This is a genomic window from Arthrobacter sp. FW306-07-I (assembly GCF_021800405.1).
Taxonomy (GTDB): domain Bacteria; phylum Actinomycetota; class Actinomycetes; order Actinomycetales; family Micrococcaceae; genus Arthrobacter.
On sequence record NZ_CP084550.1, the window covers coordinates 1,147,629 to 1,167,540 of the forward strand.

At 61.8% G+C, this 19,912-nt stretch carries 11 protein-coding genes and 2 pseudogenes; 4 read left to right on the plus strand and 9 right to left on the minus strand.

The features are described from left to right. Nucleotides 1-133: 133 nt before the first annotated feature. The 3 genes from LFT46_RS05345 to LFT46_RS05355 form a co-directional block, all read right to left on the minus strand. Nucleotides 134-451, minus strand: coding sequence for a hypothetical protein (locus LFT46_RS05345; RefSeq protein WP_236821496.1), 318 nt, complete (start codon nucleotides 449-451; stop codon nucleotides 134-136). A 94-nt stretch (nucleotides 452-545) separates the two neighbouring features. Next, nucleotides 546-3,218 (minus strand): hypothetical protein, encoded by a 2,673-nt coding sequence (locus LFT46_RS05350; RefSeq protein WP_236821497.1) that lies wholly within the window; start codon nucleotides 3,216-3,218, stop codon nucleotides 546-548. Continuing rightward, nucleotides 3,211-4,368: a hypothetical protein gene (locus LFT46_RS05355; RefSeq protein ID WP_236821498.1), complete on the minus strand. Its 1,158-nt coding sequence runs from the start codon at nucleotides 4,366-4,368 to the stop codon at nucleotides 3,211-3,213. The genes LFT46_RS05350 and LFT46_RS05355 overlap by 8 nt, the downstream gene beginning before the upstream one ends. 718 nt (nucleotides 4,369-5,086) lie before the next feature. On the opposite strand from LFT46_RS05355, the gene LFT46_RS05360 reads away from it, so the two are divergent. Next, on the plus strand, nucleotides 5,087-7,210 hold the full coding sequence (locus LFT46_RS05360) for an AAA family ATPase (protein ID WP_236821499.1): 2,124 nt from the start codon (nucleotides 5,087-5,089) through the stop codon (nucleotides 7,208-7,210). A 97-nt stretch (nucleotides 7,211-7,307) separates the two neighbouring features. Here LFT46_RS05360 and LFT46_RS05365 read toward each other — a convergent pair whose 3' ends face one another. Together LFT46_RS05365 and LFT46_RS05370 are read right to left on the minus strand one after the other, a co-directional pair. Further along, on the minus strand, nucleotides 7,308-7,673 hold the full coding sequence (locus LFT46_RS05365) for a GNAT family N-acetyltransferase (protein WP_336885542.1): 366 nt from the start codon (nucleotides 7,671-7,673) through the stop codon (nucleotides 7,308-7,310). Between the two features lie 217 nt (nucleotides 7,674-7,890). Next, nucleotides 7,891-8,457, minus strand: a complete 567-nt coding sequence (locus LFT46_RS05370; protein ID WP_336885543.1) for a PfkB family carbohydrate kinase — start codon at nucleotides 8,455-8,457, stop codon at nucleotides 7,891-7,893. Nucleotides 8,458-8,498: 41 nt separating this feature from the next. Between LFT46_RS05370 and LFT46_RS05375 the strand changes: the two are divergent. Together LFT46_RS05375 and LFT46_RS05380 are read left to right on the plus strand one after the other, a co-directional pair. Further along, nucleotides 8,499-10,007, plus strand: a pseudogene (locus LFT46_RS05375) (flavin-containing monooxygenase); the annotation flags it as partial. A 14-nt stretch (nucleotides 10,008-10,021) separates the two neighbouring features. Further along, nucleotides 10,022-11,077 (plus strand): 2,3-butanediol dehydrogenase, encoded by a 1,056-nt coding sequence (locus LFT46_RS05380; protein ID WP_236821500.1) that lies wholly within the window; start codon nucleotides 10,022-10,024, stop codon nucleotides 11,075-11,077. A 280-nt stretch (nucleotides 11,078-11,357) separates the two neighbouring features. Here LFT46_RS05380 and LFT46_RS05385 read toward each other — a convergent pair whose 3' ends face one another. The 4 genes from LFT46_RS05385 to LFT46_RS05400 are packed head-to-tail and all read right to left on the minus strand — an operon-like array spanning nucleotide 11,358 to nucleotide 18,094. Continuing rightward, nucleotides 11,358-12,596: a Wadjet anti-phage system protein JetD domain-containing protein gene (locus LFT46_RS05385; protein WP_236821501.1), complete on the minus strand. Its 1,239-nt coding sequence runs from the start codon at nucleotides 12,594-12,596 to the stop codon at nucleotides 11,358-11,360. Beyond that, nucleotides 12,586-15,957 (minus strand): ATP-binding protein, encoded by a 3,372-nt coding sequence (locus LFT46_RS05390; protein ID WP_236821502.1) that lies wholly within the window; start codon nucleotides 15,955-15,957, stop codon nucleotides 12,586-12,588. Before LFT46_RS05390 ends, LFT46_RS05385 begins: the two co-directional genes overlap by 11 nt. 32 nt (nucleotides 15,958-15,989) lie before the next feature. Further along, complete coding sequence (locus tag LFT46_RS05395; RefSeq protein ID WP_236821503.1) at nucleotides 15,990-16,655, minus strand: DUF4194 domain-containing protein; 666 nt, start codon at nucleotides 16,653-16,655, stop codon at nucleotides 15,990-15,992. Further along, entirely contained in the window at nucleotides 16,652-18,094 is a 1,443-nt protein-coding gene (locus LFT46_RS05400) for a DUF3375 domain-containing protein (protein ID WP_236821504.1), read from the minus strand. Before LFT46_RS05400 ends, LFT46_RS05395 begins: the two co-directional genes overlap by 4 nt. A gap of 604 nt (nucleotides 18,095-18,698) precedes the next feature. Between LFT46_RS05400 and LFT46_RS05405 the strand changes: the two are divergent. Then, nucleotides 18,699-19,833, plus strand: a pseudogene (locus tag LFT46_RS05405) (IS30 family transposase). Nucleotides 19,834-19,912: the final 79 nt, after the last annotated feature.

Here is a 19,912-nt window from a genome sequence, read left to right on the forward strand (position 1 = left end):
CTTTGTCCCATACAACGATGGATAGGAGGCGGCTCTGTTACTTGAAGCTGCTTTGATCCTAGCGAACCTTTGACTGGTAGCCGGCAACGACGCCGTGTTACTGAGCCCGTCCGGTGCTACAGAATGATTCCGGCTAGAGCTTGTCGATCCAGGTGTCCTCTTCGCGGTTGTCCCATGCCGAGCCCGATATCTGTTTGGCCGGGAGACGGCGCTCTTCGATGCGGCGGAGGATCGGCCGTACGTCCTTTGCGAGAAGGTCCCTTATGGAGTCGACCTGGCGAATTGTGCAGCTTTCGATGATCGCACGGCGATCGTCCATGGAATCGATGCCGGCTGCGGCGAACGCTTCTCTGAGCTGTTGTACTTGACGTTCACGGATAGGCAAGTCCTCTAGTACCTGCGATGGTGCCTGGTCTGCCTTTAGAAAAAGGTCAAACGTGTTCTCGTCCAAGGTGCTTCCTTTTCGTTCCCGCGGGCTTCAATTCTGCCATGAAGTGCAATCTGCAGAAGTAACAGGAAACGGCCCCGGAGGCTTGGCGAACGCTTTACGGCATCCGTGGAGACGCCTGAGGACTCTCCATCAGTGGGACCGGCCCGGCCAAGCTCCATCGCTCTAGTGCTTGCTTGGCCTCGGGGAATGGCTGCCAAGGTCGACTTACTCGCTGCTTGCCGTTGGAGTACGAGTCGTCAGACCTTCGCTGATTGGCAAAAGCAGCGGGTGACATATGGGGGGCGAGCCGGAAATGCTTCCAAATCGGCCTAGGACCCTTGCCGTCCGCAATGATGAGGTTGGGTCGCTCCCAGATACACATACACCAGCCTCCATTCGGGTTAATTGCCCAGACCGGAGGAGGATCGTCCCGATTAATCCAACCCGCCACTGTGATGGCAGCCAGCTCCGGATTCGAGAATTTGCCGTGTACAAACACCCTGGTTCCACCCTGGCTTAGGAACTCCCACCCGGCTTGCTCTGCGGCAGCACGAGCATCTTTGAACTCATCACCGGTCAGATCACTCTCGATCAAATGCTGCACATGGTCAAGACGCAGTGTCTGAGAATCATGACCGACCAATGTTCGACAGTATTCCGTAGCCAGGTCTTCATCGAAGTACCCGAGCTGAGTCGCCGCACTCTCCAGAATGCTTCTATATATCACCGTTGCCTCGCTTGTGGTCCGGAGGTCGGTTGCGCCCCGCATTACTGCGGAACTTACAAGAGTCATGCTGGAAACGGAGGCCTGCAGTTCGTCCGGAATCGGTTCGTTGGCCAAGTGCCGGATGAGGGTACTTATGAGCCGCAGAGGCTCTACATCGGACCTATCCCAATTGCCCGCGCTAAAAAAACTCGTGACGATGCGAAGCATGGCAAGCTGAATGAACGGGGGTTGATCATCCAGGCTCGCCACCCATTGGGCACATCGTTTTCTACGTCGTCGTCGATCTGCTTCCGGAGATTTGGAATGGTCAGGGGCTAACGCCTCCGTATCTGAAACCTTCGGGATGACACTTGCCACCGCATCATCGTGTTCGTCATCGAGGACGGCCTCGTTGTCGTCCACTAGGACGTCAGCCCATCGGGGTGGTGCTACCACTTCGTTACTCGAAGCGGGCGCAGGAGGTAAACCCAGCACGAAGGCAGTCAAGAGCGGGCCTTGAATCCGAGATGCCGCTTCAAGATCCCATAGCCACGGGCTTTCGACGTTCACTTTGGCTTCAGAGGGGACAGGCCGCTGCCTGGGCTGCGCGCCTTCTCCAACCGCCGTCGCCCTCGGACCGATAGTGCGCAGGGATACTTCCCGAAGCGCCGCGAAATCTTTGTCCAATGAATCGAGGGCGCGTCCGGCATCCTGCCATAGCTCACCCGGTGTGGGCGATTTGTACGACTTTACTCTCGACGGGGTTCTGGGTGCGGCGCTGATCCTGAGTGGGTCCATTACGAACATGATCGGTCCGACGTGTTTGATCTCAGCGTCACACCAAGACAGCCGGACCCTACTGACAGCGCTCATTGCACAGGCGGTCCGGAGTTCAATCTGCCCCTCTTGAAACGATCCGAGCAGACTCCATTGTTCTGGAGGGTCTCTGAACTCGGAAGCTTCCAATTCTAAGAGCATCGACGCCGGGCTTGAAAGTGTGATCGTCAAGTCACCATCAACGATACGGGCCGACCTGATTGACGGTCCGGTGCGCGACGATGGATAGGCGGTTCCCGTAGTTGCTGGACTTATGCTCGAAGCATCGATGGGCCGTCCGTCTGGAACGGTGAGGACGGAAGCAGGTCCCACAACCGCAGTCTCATAGTTCCCACCAGATGACCAAGCTCTCAAGAGCGCAGCCCCCGAAAGGTTAGGACTCCCGACCAGGGCTCGCGAAGTACCGTTAGATTTCCACCAGATCACCTTTCCATGACGGTACTTGTTCTTCCGGTCCGATTCTTGTGCCTCAATGTGAATTCCATACTTGTCGGCGCACTCCTGTACTTGGACTGGGTCGAAGACCGTCAACCTTGGTTGGAGGAGCAGAGATGCTTTCTGGGGTCTCAATCTTTCTATTAACCTGGATGTTGCAGCCATGGAGCTGTCGAGGAATGGCGCGTGTAAGCGTAGTTCTGTTACTGGCTCCGAAGGAAGTCTGCCTAGAATCGCTTCCTCGGCGGAAGTAATGAAGGTGTGCCCGGTATCTACAGGCTCGCTCTGCTCAAGGAGCCGTCGTATGAGCGCATACGTTCTGCGAACTGAATCGCTAGAATCTGCGTCGAGCCATCGAAAAGAGGCGAAACCGCGAAGCCATTCACCTATGTCATGGAATATCGCCGGATAGGACGTCTTGTCTCCGGTGAACTGGATCCAGACCTCATCGTTATATTGCCATCCGCCCAACGTCAGGTTGCCAGAACCGATGGCTACCTGAACCCTCTCCTCGCCCGCAACAATAACCACCTTAGGGTGAAACGCCGTGCGTCCTGTGACGAGGCCAACGTTGTACGAGCGTCCAGCATGTCGCACGGCTCGCGGGTCCGGAGACCAGACATTTCCGTCGGCGATAATCGATACGCGAGCACCCATAGCCAGACAGGTACCGAGGACTTGGGCCTCGAAGAAGGCAAGATCCACGTTGAACGTTAAGAAGAGAGCCTCCCTTGCCTGGACTTGCCGGGTTCGTTCCTCGTCCAGAAGCATCGGGAATGGATTTGGAATCTGTTGATGATCACTAGGCAAGTGCCTCGGCTCCTTGATCGGTGATCTGCCATTTTTCATTTTCGTCTCGGACGAGCAAATCGATGCCGGAGAGAACGTGCACAAGTGGCGCCCAGCGAAGGGACACGCTGCCGCCACCTTCATTCGAGTCTTTGAATACCAGATCGTCCCTGAAAAATATCCGCGTTGGAATTTTGATCGTTCCCGTTGACGAGTCGAACCTAGCTTTTCTCATTGAGAGCCTGTTCGCCCTGCGAAGGAGTAGCTCGACGATATGACGCGCGAAATCCTTCAGCGCGCGCCCGTCCCACTCGTGAATTTGGTTCAACAACCAACTCGGCGACATCTCCTGGAGGGAATCACCCTTTGACTCGAAATAGGGTCGGACACGATCGGGAATCCTCGCAAGCCGAAGCGAGCCGAGCAGAATCGTTGCCATGAATGCTTCCATGTCTGACTCACATGCAGCCGACTGCTCCAGCTCAGCGGGGTACGCAGTTCCGTCAGGCGCCCACACCTTCGGTAACGAGCGAAGGTATTGACCGACTGAAATGCTGGGCAAGACATCGGTCAACGGAGCTGAAAACTCGGATCGATGGCATAGCCCTGGTACGGCCGCCACGAGACCGGCCCAGATTCCCCTCCACGCGCCAACGGAACGGTTTCGAAGGGTCACGCCCTGCCACGCTGGAACGGCATCCAGTTGTGAAAGTACGTCGTCATCACGGACGGCGGGGGAGTAATTAAGCGTGTCAACGAGCTCGGTGTTGATGCTAGCCGGCGCGCGCAGTTGTACGAGGCGGAGTACCATCCGTACTGTTTGTCGGCGCTTGTCATGATCAGTGTCCGGATCCGCTCCTTGCGCCAATAGCAACTCCCGAAGCACCGCCCCATCGGATTCGGTTCGGGAGCCACAAACGCAGAGGTGGCAGTTCGTCCGCAACTGTTCTTCACTTACATGTTCCTCACGCGTCAGCTCGTAAAGGCCACGAAATCCATCGTTTAACCGGCTTGTATCGAAAGCCGTGATTTGGCTGTTGCTAGTCGGCAGCAGCCCCAGAAGCATTTCGGACGCTTGATATTGACCTTTATAGCCAATGGAACGGCCGGCGTAGGCGCCTGGTCTGGAGAGCTGTCCAAGGTTCAGTCCGTCCTTGATTCTGCTTTCCAAATACTCCGCTCCATGCGGTCGGGGGAGCCACGCATGTTGGCCCTCATGAAGTATGGAGATCGCTCCAACTAGCGTTTCCGATCGGCGAAGAAATTCGAGTGATTCAGACGCAGTCATTCCGCGAGCTTTGGCCTGAAACGCTGTATAGGAGTGCAGGCTGTAGTAGCGCGCATTCCTTGTCACGGTTGTCACCCCAGGCAACAGCTCGCCAACCGACCTAAGAACGTGGCGCTCGACAGATAAGGGGTACCGTCCGGGATAGCGACCGTCGAGCCCTCCGCCCCAGGATGGGCCTTTTACTAGTTGCATAGAGTTCCTTGGCTCATCCCAACCAGTGGAACCTCCCAGCGATGGATGTCGACTGCAGGCGGGCAGAAAGCGCGGTTGGTCTCGTCTCGAAACCAGCCGCCGCCGGCGCAACCGGTGTTTCGACGGGACGAAGTAGCGTAGTTCCGTTCCGCATCCAGAACCGTATAGTGAACTTGAACTGCCATTAGGCAATGCCTTCGCGTCCCGGTAGACATACCACCACTCTTCCTCCAGTCTTCAGCGACACTGAGAATAGTCTTCTCGAGTGGGAGACACGAGACATCGTATCGGGAAACATCTGTAGTAAACCGTTGTCCGAGTGGTCGGCTTACGGATGGACGAGTAGGTTTTCCTAGTAGATGCATTAGTTGGCGCCTGTCACAATGATGCAATGGAAAACTCGCCCCTGATGCCGATTAAGGCTCCGCTTTTTGCAATGCGGTCCAACGCCGGGCCCTTGGATAACCTTGCAATCGTTCTTGGCCCTGGCGTCACGGCGTTATACGGGCAAAACGGGGCAGGTAAGACTTGGATCCTGAATTCCCTTAGGCGTGCTATGAGGGGAATTTCAACAGGTTCTACACAACTTATCTACAAGTTTGAGGTTGGATCAGCGGGGTATGAGTGGACTCTAAATCAAGTAGCAGAAGCTGCCCGCGAGACACGGTACGATGCAACGGCCGACCACGATAGGGAGTGGCTGCAACAAGCCATCAAAACCTGGTTCTATGAGGGCGGCCGGTACCTGAAACCTTTTAACCTAACCGACGACATCCCGTCCGGGCTCGTTGAGGAACTTGCGTCAGCGACGGAGTTTGCAATCATTCCCACGGGCACTGCAGCGCCCGAATGGGACGTTTGGCTCTGCATGCCACGCGACAGTTCGCGCTTCCCAGCTTGTGCCCGAGCGATCGAGGACTTTACCCGGATGCGCGAAGAAGCATATCGTCTGGAGGATGAGCATTTGCAAAGAGTTGCGGAACTAGAGTCCAAAGTCTTATGGGTGAGGGAAGAACTTGGGCGGGAGTTGGAGCAGCGCTACGAAGAGGAAGTTGAGCCGCTGCTTTTAGCTCCGCTTTTTCAGCCTTTAGCGGCGTTGCTTTGGGAGTATACCTACATGCCGGAACCAGAAACAGTCGACCAATGGCTTGATCCTATGATTTCCGATTCGCTCCCCATTCCCGTCGTCAAACTTTTTGCTACTCGCGAGATTCCTCTGGTGCTGGAATCAGACGAAGATGAAACAGACATAAACTCTGCTACCTCAAAGGTATTTCTAGACGTATTCCAGAAGAACCTTGACAACTCCGACGAAAGCCTTGATTTTACTCCTGCAATGAGGACTTGGGTGAACGACCTAAATATTGCAGCGAACAGCCTGTATGCCTCGTTGCTCCAAGATGCTCCGCCTCTAACTCTGGAGGTGCGCAAGTTGGGCCGGTGGGCTGTCGAAGGTGCTTTGCATTGGTATGTGGCCTACGGCGACAAAGGGAATAGCCGCGTCCCTGTAACGGAGTTATCCCGAGCAGAGAGCAGATGGGCACGCATCGCCATCCGCCGCGCACTAGATCTCACTGGTGCGACTACCACGGTAATCATAGACGAACCCGAGGCCGCACTTCACCGCAGCGCCGAACGCCACATGGCTCAGGGCCTCGACGGTCTGACAGCAATGGGACCGCAGGTTGTGGTTGCCACCCATTCTCCAGAAGTTTTAAATGCACAGACCACCGGTTGCGTTCATGTTGCTAAGCACGACGGTCGAACACATGTTGGCCAGATGCCGCCAATGGGACAAGAAACTCTGGCGGAGCTGGGTCTATTACCCTCGGACTTGCTTGGCCTGTACCGCATATTTCTCCTCGTGGAGGGAGAACACGACGAGATTGTAATCCAAACTCTGTGCAGTGACTTCCTCGACGCCGCAAGGGTGAAGATAATACCCATGCGTGGAGGACGGAATCTTCCAGGCACCTTGGAAAGCCAGCTGCTGTTTGATCTAAGCGACGCACATCTCGTGGCTGTTCTCGACAGTGTTCGGGCAGAGGACATTACGTCCGCCTGGATGGAAGCTCAAACGCGCTACTTATCCGAAGATGCGGAAAGTGCCATTGATTATCTTGCGGAAGCATTCAATTCGAAAAGGGTGATGGAGCACGAGTGGATCGTGAACTGGCTTAGTCGTGCAATCAAGAAGGGCGTTCACTCGCGTTTGAACCCTTACGGCTTGGCTGCGCGTGACATTATCGAATATCTTCCTGTCGAAGTCCTCGTCCCGAAAGCCGGCAAGTCATGGGAAGAGCTGCGAAGAGAGCATGACACAGCACTGCCAAAGTTAGATAGAGCGAAAGGCCTTCATGTTTATAAAACCTGGCTCAAGCATGCTTACAAAGCCGATACAACCGTTCCCAATATTCGAATAGCAGCCGAATCCGTTAAGGAGGTTCCAGAGGACCTCTGGAACCTCGGATACCACCTCCGAGAGATCAGTTTCCGGCCGCGTACCCTCGGCGTTGTTTCCCCAAAGAGCTGACGGGATCAAGAATGGCTACGACGGTCGGAAAAGGAATTGTATGCCAGCAGGTACTGCCGGGGACTGTGCTGGTCCGGGCTGATGTCCAGCGCAGGGACTACAGCCCCAGCCGGAACACCCACAGCAGCACGTCCTCGGCCGGCACATACCAGTCCCGCTCCGGGGCGCGGCGGAAGCCTTGTGGCTCATACAGGGCGTGCGCACGCTCCATGAACGTGGCGCTGGTGATGCTGATCGCCTCAATGCCTGACAGCAGCCGGGCGTGCTCCACGATCAGGGCCACGGCCCGGCCGACGCCGCCGCCCTGGTGCGCCGGGTCGACAGCCAACATCCGGAACTCCAGTTCCCCATCTCGTGCTATCTCGCTGTACGGCTGGCCGGTGAACGTCAGCGTCACCGCCGCCACCACGTTCCCGGTGGTCTCCGCGACCCACATCTCGGCGTGCTCGGCTCGGTGCTCCACGTCCTCCAGCACGCTCGTTCACGGGTGGTCGGCCGCGAAATGCCCGGCCTGCAGGTAGGCGTCGCGGGTGATCCGCCGGACTTAGGAAAGTCGGCCGGCACCGCCCAGCGCAACGTCAGTCGCCGGTAGTGCAACGCTCAGTGGGCGTCCGTCGCCGGAGGAGTCCGCTCCACAAAGTGGCCCAGCTGTGCCAAATCCGGATGGGACGACGGACCGCTCACGGCATCGGCCCCCACCCCGTTCGCCACGGCCAGGGCTGGGGGTGTAGTCCAACCGCTACGCAGTGCCAGGACCAGGGCGGCGCAGAAGGCGCTGCCCTGCCCATTGTATTCGCCACAAGCACAGCCTCGGACGGCGCCTCGGCCACCCTCTGGCCGTGCTCGAACATCGCCGAGCCCTCGCCACCGTATGTCACCGCCACCAGCTTCGCGTCAGCGAGGGCCGGGATTAGGGCGTACTCGCTCTCGTTGACGATCACCAGGTCGCACCGTTCCAGCAGCTCCGGCGGCAGGTCCATGGCAGGCGCCGCGTTCAGCACGAAGAACCCCTGCGTCTTACGGGCTGCCTCTAGCACCACGTCCAGGCCCACCTCAAGCTGGCACAGGACCGCCTCCTCCGGACCGAACTCAACCGCGTCCAGCGACAGGTGCGAGTTGGCGCCCGGGCACACCACAATCTGGTTCTCGCCCTCGCGGTCCACCACGATCAGCGCGGTCCCGGTCGGCTCCGGCAGGATGGCCACGTCGGAGGTGTCCACGCCGACAGCGGCCAGAGCGTCCAGCATTGTCCGCCCCTGCGCGTCCTAGCTGTACTCAGTCAGGTTCACGTTTCGAGACCGGCGCCGCCCGCGGCTACGGCCACCTCCGGCTGCGGAACGGCAAATGCTGGACACTGCTCACCACCATGCAGGAGCTGAAGGGCTTCGAGGAGAAGAAAGGCCCGCGCCGCGAGCAGGGCGTGGCGCACGAGATCATCCGCGGCCGCCGCTCCTGGAAGGAACTCAAGGAGGAACAGGAGGCGCGGCTCGGCTACGAGGAGCAGCCCTAGCGTGTGATCATCGGCGGCGAGCAGGGCGGCATCGGCCTTGCGGCGCGGCTGAAGCGGCTGGGCGTGCCCACCATCGTGATCGAGAAGAACCAGAACCCGGGCGACTCCTGGCGCAACCGCTATAAGTCCCTGCACCTGCATGATCCCGTCTGGTACGACCACCTGCCCTACCTGAAGTTCCCGGACGACTGGCCCGTCTTCGCCGCCAAGGACAAGATCGGCGACTGGCTGGAGCACTACACCCGCATTATGGAGCTGAACTACTGGTCCGGCACCGAGTGCGTGGGCGCGGAGTACGACGACGGCACGCAGGAATGGGCGGTCAGCGTCCTCCGCAACGGGTCACCAGTGACGTTGCGGCCCAACCAGCTCGTCTTCGCCCTGGGCGTCTCCGGCTACCCGAACATCCCCGCGTTCGACGGCGCGCAGTCCTTCCTGGGCGAGCAGCCAGCACCCCGGCGGCGGGGACTGGACCGGGAAGAAGGCCGTGGTGATCGGCTCCAACAACTCCGCGCACGATATCTGCGCGGACCTGTGGGAGCACGGCGCCGACGTCACCATGGTGCAGCGGTCCTCCACTCACATCGCCCGCAGCGAATCGCTGATGGACCTGGCGCTGGGAGACCTGTACTCGGAGAAGGCGCTCGCCAACGGCGTCACCACCGAGAAGGCCGACCTGCTGTTCGCGTCCCTGCCGTACCGGATCCTGCCCGAGGCCCAGGTGCCCGTGTACCAGGAGATGGCCCGGCGGGACGCGGACTTCTATTCGCAGCTGGAGGCTGCCGGGTTCGAGCTGGACTTCGGCGTGGACGGGTCGGGCCTGTTCCTGAAGTACCTGCGGCGCGGCTCAGGCTACTACATCGACGTCGCGCCTCCCAGCTGATCATCGACGGCCGGGTGAAGCTGAAGTCCGGTCAGGTCTCCAAGATCACCGGCAACGCCGTGGTCATGGCGGACGGGACCGAGCTGGAGGCCGACCTAATTGTCTACGCCACGGGGTACGGGTCCATGAACGGCTGGCTGGCGGACCTGGTCTCGCCGGAAATCGCGGATCGGGTGGGCAAGTGCTGGGGCTACGGCTCAGACACGCCGAAAGACCCTGGTCCCTGGGAGGGGGAGCTGCGCAATATGTGGAAACCAACCAACGTCCCCAACCTCTGGATCCACGGCGGCAACCTGCACCAGAGCCGGCACTACTCCTCCTACCTGGCGCTGCAGCTCAAGGCCCGGATGGAGGGGCTGGAGACGCCGGTGTACGAACTACAGCCCAGCCACCACACCCGCTAAAGGAAGAGCCCATCATGAAAGCAGCCCGATTCCACGCCCGCAAGGACATCCGCATCGAGGACATCCCGGAGCCGGAACTCCGTCCCGGGGCGGTGAAGATCGACGTCGCGTGGTGCGGCATCTGCGGCACGGACCTGCACGAGTACCTTGAAGGGCCCATCTTCTGCCCGGCACCGGGGCATCCGCACCCGCTCTCGCACGAGGAATCCCCGGTGACCCTGGGGCACGAATTCTCCGGGACTGTCTCCGAGGTGGGCGAAGGGGTGACGGGCCTGGCGAAGGGGGACAACGTCGTCGTCGAACCCTATTTTGTGGACGGGAGCTGCGACATGTGCCAGGCCGGCAGCTACCACCTGTGCCGGCAGATGGGCTTCATCGGGCTGTCCGGCGGCGGGGGAGGGCTGAGCGAGAAGATCGTGGTGGACCAGCGGTGGGTGCACCCCGTCGGGGACATTCCGCTGGACGAGGCGGCGCTGATCGAACCGCTGTCCGTGGCGCACCACGCGGTGGCGCGCAGCGGCGTGAAGGCGGGCGACACGGCGTTGGTGGGCGGCTCGGGGCCCATTGGCCTGCTTACCGCCGCCGTCCTGAAGGGCATGGGGGTGACCACGATCATCAGCGAGCTCACCCAGGCCCGGAAGGAAAAGGCCACCTCCAGCGGTGTGGCGGACCATGTCCTGGACCCCAGCCAGGAAAACGTGCCGGAGCGGGTGCGGGAACTCACCGGCGGGACGGGGGCCGACGTCGCGTTCGAATGCGCCGGCGTGAACGCGGTGCTGGACACCATGCTCGACGCCGTCCGGCCCGGCGCCGTGGTGGTCAACGTGTCCATCTGGGGCGCTCCCGCCACCATCGACATGCAGAAGCTGGTTCTCAAGGAGATCGACCTGCGCGGCACCATCGCCTACGTCCGCGACCACCCCGCGGTGATCAAAATGGTGCAGGAGGGCAAGGTGGACCTCAAGCCGTTCATCACCGGCCGGATCGCGCTGGAGGACCTGGTGGAGCAGGGCTTCGACACCCTCATCCACCACAAGGACACGGCGGTGAAGGTGCTGGTGCACCCGTAGAGGCCGGCGGGCGGGTGCCCGGCATGGGAGGAAGGACGACGGCGGGACGCAAGTGCCGCCGTCGTCCTTCCCCTTCGCTCTGGTGGAAGGCCCCGTGCTCCAACCCAGCGCCAGGCGCGCGCCGTCGCAGCCACCGACCGCATTACAGACGACCAGGATTTCGTCGAGCAGATTCAGAAGACTGGCCGGCGTGAGCCGCTACGAATTCGGAAACGATGGTGGCTGTGGAGCAGTCGCTCGCTGTCTTTTCTCGGCGTGGCCCGGTAATCGGGATAAGGACTCAGGCCCTCAGCTCTTTGAGCGCCCAGGACCAGTTGATCAGCTCCTGCTCCAGGCGAATATTCGAGCCATAGGTGCTCTTCCCTAGGGATTCGTACAGCGCCGATTCTGCCGCCGTCAGCCTCGCAAGCGCCGCCCGCGAGGGCGATTCTTCTCTACCCCAAGCATCCCTGTGTGCAAGCAGGGTTCGCTCATCCATCAGGACACTCTCCACATGCGGATGGGCGGCCCGGAGCTGGTCGAGGATCCGGAAGCCGTGGGTGTCAATGTCGCCCCAGTAGAGGACACGGCAGTCACGGAGCCATGCGGCGTCCCGCAGGGAAGAGAATCCGTACCCGCCCCCATAAAGTGCCAGCGTCCCAGGGCGGTCGGGAAGCGCCAGGAAATTGACCTGGTTCTCCGTTGCGATGACGGTATCCACGGGCAGCCGCAACCCGCCGAACGCTTCGGCCGTCAATGTGATGTCCCGCGCCCCACCGAACTGGTCAATTACAGGATCCAACAGACGAAACCTCACTAACTCCGGAGGGTGCAGGAACCCGTGCCGGCGGGCAAATCTCGCCGCGGGTGTCCTTCCCGCGCTGTCTTCGAGCCCCGCATCACGGCCCGAGGACTCCAGCTCGTCGTCACCCGCGGACATTTCCTGGTCGCGCGAAGAAGGCTCGAGGGTGACCAGCATTTGGTCAATAACCTGCCGGTGCCGCTCGATGAACTTCGTGTGCACCCCGGGCAGGCCCAACTGGCGGACGTAAATACCGGGCGCAGGGCTGTCCCGCAGCCACAACGCTACGCGCGCCGCAGTCACGGCCGCCGGGCCCAGTTCGAGAAGCTTCATCGGCCGCCTCGCTGCCCAGTCCACCAGCTGGGGATCCAGTCCGGCCAGGCCCTCAGTCAGGGACCGGAAGACGCCGACCTCCCGCGCCTTCCCAACAAAGCCGATCTCGTCCTCAACAGTGGCAAATACAGCCGCGCCGGGAAGGGAATTGGCCCCCACAGTCCGCCGCCCGGTCTCTACCGTCTCCAAAGAGTAGGCACCTGCCCCGGAAAAAAGCTCAGCTGCCCACGCGCGGACCGCCGCGTAATCGCTGAGCAGCTCGGCCGCCGTCGGACGCTTCAACGGACGACGCCGGGGGTACAGCCCGGTGGGTTCCAGCAGCTCCCGGAGGAGCGAACCGCTGCTCCACGCCTTCAGCGACAGGGCCCTCAAGTCCGCCAGCGTGGTCCACGCCTTAGTGGCCACGCCGGTCCTTCTCCTCGCGGTACTCCTGGATGGTCATGTTGCGCAGCTGGGAATCATCACCGTTGATGTTCGCGACGAAACCCACGTGCGAGACGAAGGGCTCGATGACGTGGATCTTCTGCAGGGGAGTGACAATCAGCAGCTGCAGCTTCATCCGCTGGAACAGCTCCAGCCCATACCGGGCGGATTCGTCCGAGCCACGGCCGAACGCCTCGTCAATCACCACGAACCGGAAGCTCCTGCCGCTGCCGGCATTCCTGCCCGCTCCCTTGCCGGACCCCAGCCCGAACTGGAACGCCAGGGCCGCCGCCAGGATGGTGTACGCCAGCTTCTCCTTCTGACCGCCGGACTTGCCGCCCGAATCCGTGAAGTGCTCGTATTCCTCGCCAGTCTCCGTCCACTTCTCCGACGCCGAGAACGTGAACCAGTTCCGCACATCGGTCACCTTCGCCGTCCATTTCCGGTCGAGGTCCGTCAGTCCTTCCCGGCCACGGAATCTGTCGATTAGCCGCTCCACCTGCAGGTACTTCTGCTCCGAGTACTGGTCCGTCTCGCCGATTGTCCCCTCCGAGCACGCACGCAGGTCGCTGCCGAACTCGCGGACGTCCTGGTCTGAGGTGGCCTGGTGCTCCAGCTGGATATGCCGGCCCGTGTTGTAAGGAATACCTGACAGGGACTGGTTGATCTCGCCGATCCGGTCAATGATGTTCTGCCGCCGGCTGTCCAGGAACGCATTGAACGCCACCACCTCGCGGATGGTGTTCTGGTTCAGCAGGTCCTTAAACTGGTTCTCGAACCGGGGCAGGTCGTTGCCCACCAGCTGCTCCAGCAGCCGGTTGTAGTCCGCCGCGGCTTCCAGTGAGGCGTCGACGTCAGTGGTTTCGTTCGGGTACTTGTTGCGGAAGTCCGCCATCTGCCGGACGGTGCTCTCCGCTGCACGGGCGATCCTCTTGGACAGCGCGTCGATGGTGTCCGTCAGCCCGTTCCGCACAGTGCTTTCCACGGCGGCAGTGTTCTTGTAGGTGAGGGGTTTGTCCCCCAGCGTTGTTGCGGTGAGGCGTTCGACGGCGGCCAGCACCCCGGCGTCGTCCGTTACCGGCGTGTCAACCAGGATGGCCCGGCACTCCTCGATTGCCTCGGCGATGTCCCTGGCGTCCTTCTCGTTCGCGCCGAGCCGCTCGCGGAGCTTGCCTGCCTTCTCCTCCTGCCGCTCCAGCTCCGCCGTGACCTGTTGTTGCTTGGTCATGAGCTGCTGCAGGACGTCGCTGGCGGTTTCCAAGGCCCGCTTTTCCGCCTTTAGGTCTTCGATGCTGCGGGCCGTGGCCTGCCAGCTGATCTCGCCGAATTCCGTGACGGACCCCACCACACCGAGCTGCCGGTTCCTCCGGCCCAGCGCCCCCAGCTCCCCATTGACCCGGTCAAGCTGCCCGGCCACAACCTTCAGCTGGCCCTGCACTTCGTCCAGGTCGGCGCGGAACCCGGCGATCTTGTCGTGGTTGTCCCAGCCCAGCACGTAGTTGCGCCGGTCCGCCAGGTCCTTGCGGTCGTCCTTCTCATGCCGGCCCCGCCCGCCTTTGAGCTGGCCGTTGGCCGTCAGCGCCTTCGGGTAGCGGCGGAAATCGGCCAGGTTCTCGCAGCAGAAGTAATCGAACCGGCTGCTGAGCTCGTCCTGCAGGAAGTCCCGGAAGGGGGTGCCCTGTTTGATGGCGATCTTCGCCGCCAGCGTGCCCGCTTCGGCGGCCCTGGGCGAGTAGGACTCCCCGATTCTCAGGTACACCAGCCGGCCCCGCAGGTTGTTTGCGTCCACCCAGCTGCTGACCGCGGCGTAGTGCTCCGCGGGGACCAGGAGCGAGAGGGCGAACCCGTGGAGGGTCCGTTCCGCGGCGCCCTCCCACGCGGCTTCGCCCTCGCGGACCTTGAGCAGCTCGCCCACGAACGGCAGGTCGCTGTCCGTGATTTCGGTGCCTTCGCAGAGCCGACGGCGGATGTCCAGCTGGGGTAGGGGGATCAGGTTGCGGCGGGCCTGCAGGCTGGTGAGCTCGGCCTTGATCTCCGCTGACTTGGAGGTGAGTTCCGCTTGCCTGATGGACAGCGTTGTCCGCTCTTCGTGCAACACGTTGGACCGGTCCGCCAACTCCTGTTCCACGGTGGCGAGGCGGGCCCGGTTCGCGTCAAAGAGGACACGGTCCTCCGGGGCCTGCAGGCCAAGCTCCGCGGCTGCATCCGAGTAGGCCTCGAACCGCTGCCGCTGCTCGGCGGACTTGGCGGCCAAAGCAGCAAGTTCGGCGTCGATTGCTGCGAGACGTCCGCCGCCGTTGGTGCGGATGTCCTCATCCACTCCGGCCAGGTCCCGGCGCAGCTGCTTGACTTCGCCGTTCAGCCGAGTCCAGTCCTCCTGCAGCCGCACGCCGGTGCGCTCCAGCTCGGCCTGGTGCTCCAGGCTCAGCTGCAGTTTCCGGTCCGTGAACCACGGATGCAGCTGGTCACGCTGTTTCCGGGCCCGCTCGTCGTCGGCGGTCAGCCCGGCATGGAGGGCGGCGCCTTCCTTGATGGGTGTCAGCAGGGCGATCTGGTCCTTGGCCCGGAGGACTGCGTCGTGGGCTTTCTTCAGGTCGTCGAAGTGGTGGATCAGGTTAGTGATCCGGACGGCGACGTCGTCCTCCTCCAGCATGTTGCCGCGGACGAACGAGGTGATGTTCTCCACCTGCTTCATGGACACCGTGCGGTGGAACAGCTCCATGGCCTGGTTACCGCTGATCCCGAACTGGCGCTTGAAAGCTGCGGAGTACGGTTCGAAGGCGTCGTGAACCGATACGCCGGCCGCACGCAGCTTCTTCTTTAGCTTCAGAGGGTCCTGGCCAAAATTGCTGAAGTCCGCTGCAATCGTCTGGTCCGCTTCCGCGAGCGAGTAGAACCGGTTGGGCTGCCCCGCCTCCTGGGTAGCCCACAACGTGATGCCCAGCGTGACCCACTTGCCGAGCACGGCGTTGTGGAAAACGCCCAGCACCACAGTCAGCTGGCCGGTGGCGCGCAAAGGTACCGGCTTGGAGTACTCTCCACCGGCGCTCCGGGCACTCTTGTGGAAGCCCCGGACGTACGACATCAGGGAGCGTTCCTTCTTCTGCGCCCCCGCGGCCTTGTTGTACTCGATTTTGTGCGCCGGAAGCAGCAACGTGGTGATCGCATCCACCACCGTGGACTTCCCCGAACCGATGTCGCCGGTGAGCAGGCTGTTGGCCCCGTCCAGCCGGAACGTGCGCACCCCCTGGTGGAAGGTGCCCCAGTTGAGCAGCTCCAGGCGGTGCAGCCGGAAGCCCGGGGGAGTCCCGCCGTCGGCAGCTGTTTCATCCAGACTGAACAAGCTCTCCTGCAAGTCCGTACCCAAATCCGCGGTCACTGGTCCTCCCCGGTTTCTGCAGTTCCTGCGGTCCCGCGCCCGGCGGGCACCGCTGTGGCGGGCGGCTCCCCGGCGAGCGTCCGGCGATAGTCATCCAGCCGTGCGTCGAACTCTTCCAGCCACTGCGCATCCACATACGCCTTCAGGATCCGGGCCACCTCGTACGTATCTGCCTGCCCCCTGAGCTTGCGCAGGAAACCGAGCTCCACCACCTTCTTGATGTCCGTTCCCAGCCGGTCAAGGACCCGGGCCTCGTTGCTGGATTCGGGCAGGAACACCGAGACCATGTCCGCGATCTCCTGTTCGGTCATGATGAGCCGGACCTCGCTGCTGTTGATGTCGAACTCCATCATGCGCCGGCGGAGCAGTGCCAGCAGCAGGCTGACGTTGAAGGTCAGGGAGCGGCGGGCGATGAGCCGGGGGAGCGTGCCCTCCGGATCATTCTTGGACCGCAGGAACGCGTAGCCTTCGGACTCGTCCAGGAACAGGTCCAGGCCCAGCACCGAGACGTAGTCGCGCACGTGCGAGGTCAGCCCGAGCAGGGACTGCCACAGCTTCTCGTCGTTCTCCGCGTACAGCACGCCCTTGAAGAGCCGGGTGACGACGGCGGGAAGCTCCTCGGGCGTGCGGGCTTCAGTGTCAGCTGTGGCGGGGACGTTCATGCCGGCCTTCCGAAGATGATCTGTTCGATGGTGGCTTCGCGGATGGAGCCGTCCGGCAGCTGCCAGGACAGGCGCTGGGACTGTTCCGGGTTGATGGTGGCCCAGTCCGATTCGGTGGCCAGCTGGTAATACGCCACCACCTCCGCCAAGCCTTGGGAAAGGGGGTACGCTGCCGTGACTTCGGCGAGGGTGGCCTGCTCCGCCTCGGCCAGAATGGCGTCAATGTTGGCCTGCAGGCGTTCCTTGTCCACGAAGAACTGGCCGAACAGGGCCGAGGCGTCCACGCCGGCGTCGTCGGCCGTTTCGACGGCGTCGTCCACCAGCACTTTGCGGCTGGGCTCATAAAGGGGCCGTTCAAAGGGCAGCACCACGTCCACGGATGATGCGTCAATCTCCATAAAAACGCCCGACGGCGGCGCCTCCCGGGTGCCCAATGCACCGGATTCAATGCGGCGGATCAGCTGCATGATGCGTTTGTTCTCCAGGAACACCTTGTCGTCCAGGAGCCGGCGCATCTGCTGGGAAAGCTGGCGGACCGTGGCCTGGGTCTGTTCAACGGCGGGAAGCCAGTCCTGGTGGAGGTTGGCCAGCGCGTGCAGGCTGTCCGCGTTGGCCAGGGCTTCGATCCGGGTGGCGCGCTGAAGCAGGTCCTGCAGCTCGGTGCGGAGCTGGGGCGACATCAGGTAGTCCCAGAACCCCTGGAACGTGCGCCCCTGTAGGGAGCTGCTGATGTCCTGCTGGTTGTCGAAAATCGACTCCAACAGTTCACCCTGCGTACCGTCCCACGTAGCGATCTGCTCGCGGACTTGCCGATCCAGCTTGCGGAAGTTCTGCTCCACCTCGCGGAAATCGGAAAGCAGGTCCTTGGCCAGGGCCGTGAGCTGCTGGAAGTGGTCCAATGCCTCCGGGCCGGTCATAACGCGGATGTTGCCCTCGCGGATCCGCTGCATCTCGGCATCGATCCCGTCCCGCTGGCGCTGCAATTCTCCGAGCCGCACCTCCGGGTCCGTCTCGGACTGCTGCACCAGCTGCTTCAGGACCGCGAAGATGCTGGTGAGCCTGGATTGGGTTGCGACGAAGTCCCGCCCGCGCAGGTTCTCCACCCAGCGGACCACATCCTCCGCAGCCGCCGTGAGATCGTAATGCGGTTCGTCCTCGCCGGGGAGGTAGTATTTGCGGAGCCATTGGCGGCCGTCGGCCGACCAGTCATCAAGGTATTCACCGGCAGGACGCGGGAACCTGTCCTCGCCTTCGCTGTCGCGGAGGCCGAACAGTACGTCGTCCAGGACGTCGATCAGCTCCTGCCGCCCCAGGTTACGCCGGTTGGGACCGGTGAACGCAGCCATGAAGAACGTCAGAGCCAGGGGCGCGTTCTGGGCGCGGAGCAGTGACCAACCTGCGTGGTTCTCCCGCAGGGAATTGATGGCGTAGAAGTCCATTGCGGTCCCGTGTTTGGTGCGTCACGTCGTCGAAATCACTCTAGGCGATGGCTACGACATTGTTCACCCACCGTTTCCACCTCAGACGCTCTGTCACTTAATGCAGGTTTCGACGAACGCTCTGGCACTTTGCAGTGCCCGGTAGCCGCCGCTATTCCGACGTCTCGTATTGGTCCATTTGGCACCCTGATCAACCACAAGGACACGGCGGTGAACATGCCGGTGCATCCGTAGGACGCCTGCCGTTCCCCGGCAGGGAAGGAACGACGACGGCGGGACGCAAGCTTGAGTTCTAGCGGTCGTTGCAACGCCCAATGATTTTGGAGTTGCAACGACCGTGCCACATCGAAGTGAGGCTTTGTCTACGCCCCGGAAGTTTGCGAGAGCGTCTGCTCAGCAAAAGGAACAGTTCTTCCGGGTCTTTCAGCGATTGGGGAGCGCTACAGAGGCCGCCGCCCAGCTCGGGCTGAACCGGAATACCTGTTACCGCTGGATTCAGAAGGCGGGGCTGGCCCGCACGCGCGCCGGCCAGCCCGGCCGGGAGGACTTCCGCAGGTTGCGTGAGTCCGGCCTTTCGCGCAGGGATGCGGGCAGGGCCTTGGGTATCCACCGCACGACCGCCGCTGAGTGGGACACGGGGATCCGCAGGACTAAAACGGCCGGATTTACCCCGACGGCCAGATGGTGGATTACAACAAGGAAGTGACCACCACAATCCCGGCCAGCGGAACTGGCATGGTTCCGCTGCCTGCGCTGGAGCAGGCCATTGATGAACGCTACCTCTCGATCAAGGAACGCGAAACGATCCGTGACATGCTTCAAACCGGGACGTCGCAGCAGGAGATCGCTAAGGCCCTGGGCCGTTCGCCCTCGACGATCAGCCGTGAAATAGCCCGCACAGCGACCCGGAGCGCGGGTACCAACCGTACGCGGCCCACCGGGCTGCAGCCTCACGCCGGCCTCGGCCCAAAGACAGCAAACTGGCAGTCGAAGGACAGCTGCGCAAATACGTGAAGGAGAAGCTGGCCATACGCTGGTCACCGGAGCAAATCAGCCACACCCTGATCAAAGAATTCCCCGATGACCCGGAGATGCGCGTGAGCCACGAGACGATCTATCAATCCGTTTACCTCCAAGCACGCGGTGGACTCAAATGCGAGGTTCAAGCGGCTCTGCGCACCGGCCGGGCACGCCGGAAAACACGTAGCAGCAGCGACCAACGCACTCCCAGGTTCGCGGACCCGACGATCAACATCTCCGAACGGCCCCCGGAGATAGAAGACCGGGCCGTGCCCGGCCACTGGGAAGGCGACCTCATCACCGGCGCCTACAACCAGTCAGCAATCGCAACCCTCGTCGAACGCACCACACGCTACGTGATGCTCGTTCACCTGCCCGGAAACCACACCGCCGACACAGTCCGTGACGGACTCATCACAGCCATGAGCACCTTGCCCGAGCACCTGCGCGGCTCACTGACCTGGGACCAGGGCTCGGAAATGGCCGGCCACAAATCGTTCAGCATGGCCACAAATATGGACGTCTACTTCTGCGACCCCGCCAGCCCCTGGCAGCGAGGCTCCAACGAAAACATCAACGGGCTGCTGCGTCAGTACTTCCCCAAAGGCACAGACTTGTCCGTTTACGGACCCGAAGACCTCGAACACGTCGCCCAGGAACTCAACGGGCGACCACGCAAAACGCTCGGCTGGGATACCCCAGCCGAGCGTTTTGCGTGACCTACTCTTGACGAACTAACCACCTACGGCGTTGCGACGACCCCCTGAATTCGCCCAAGTGCCGCCGTCGTCCTGCCTC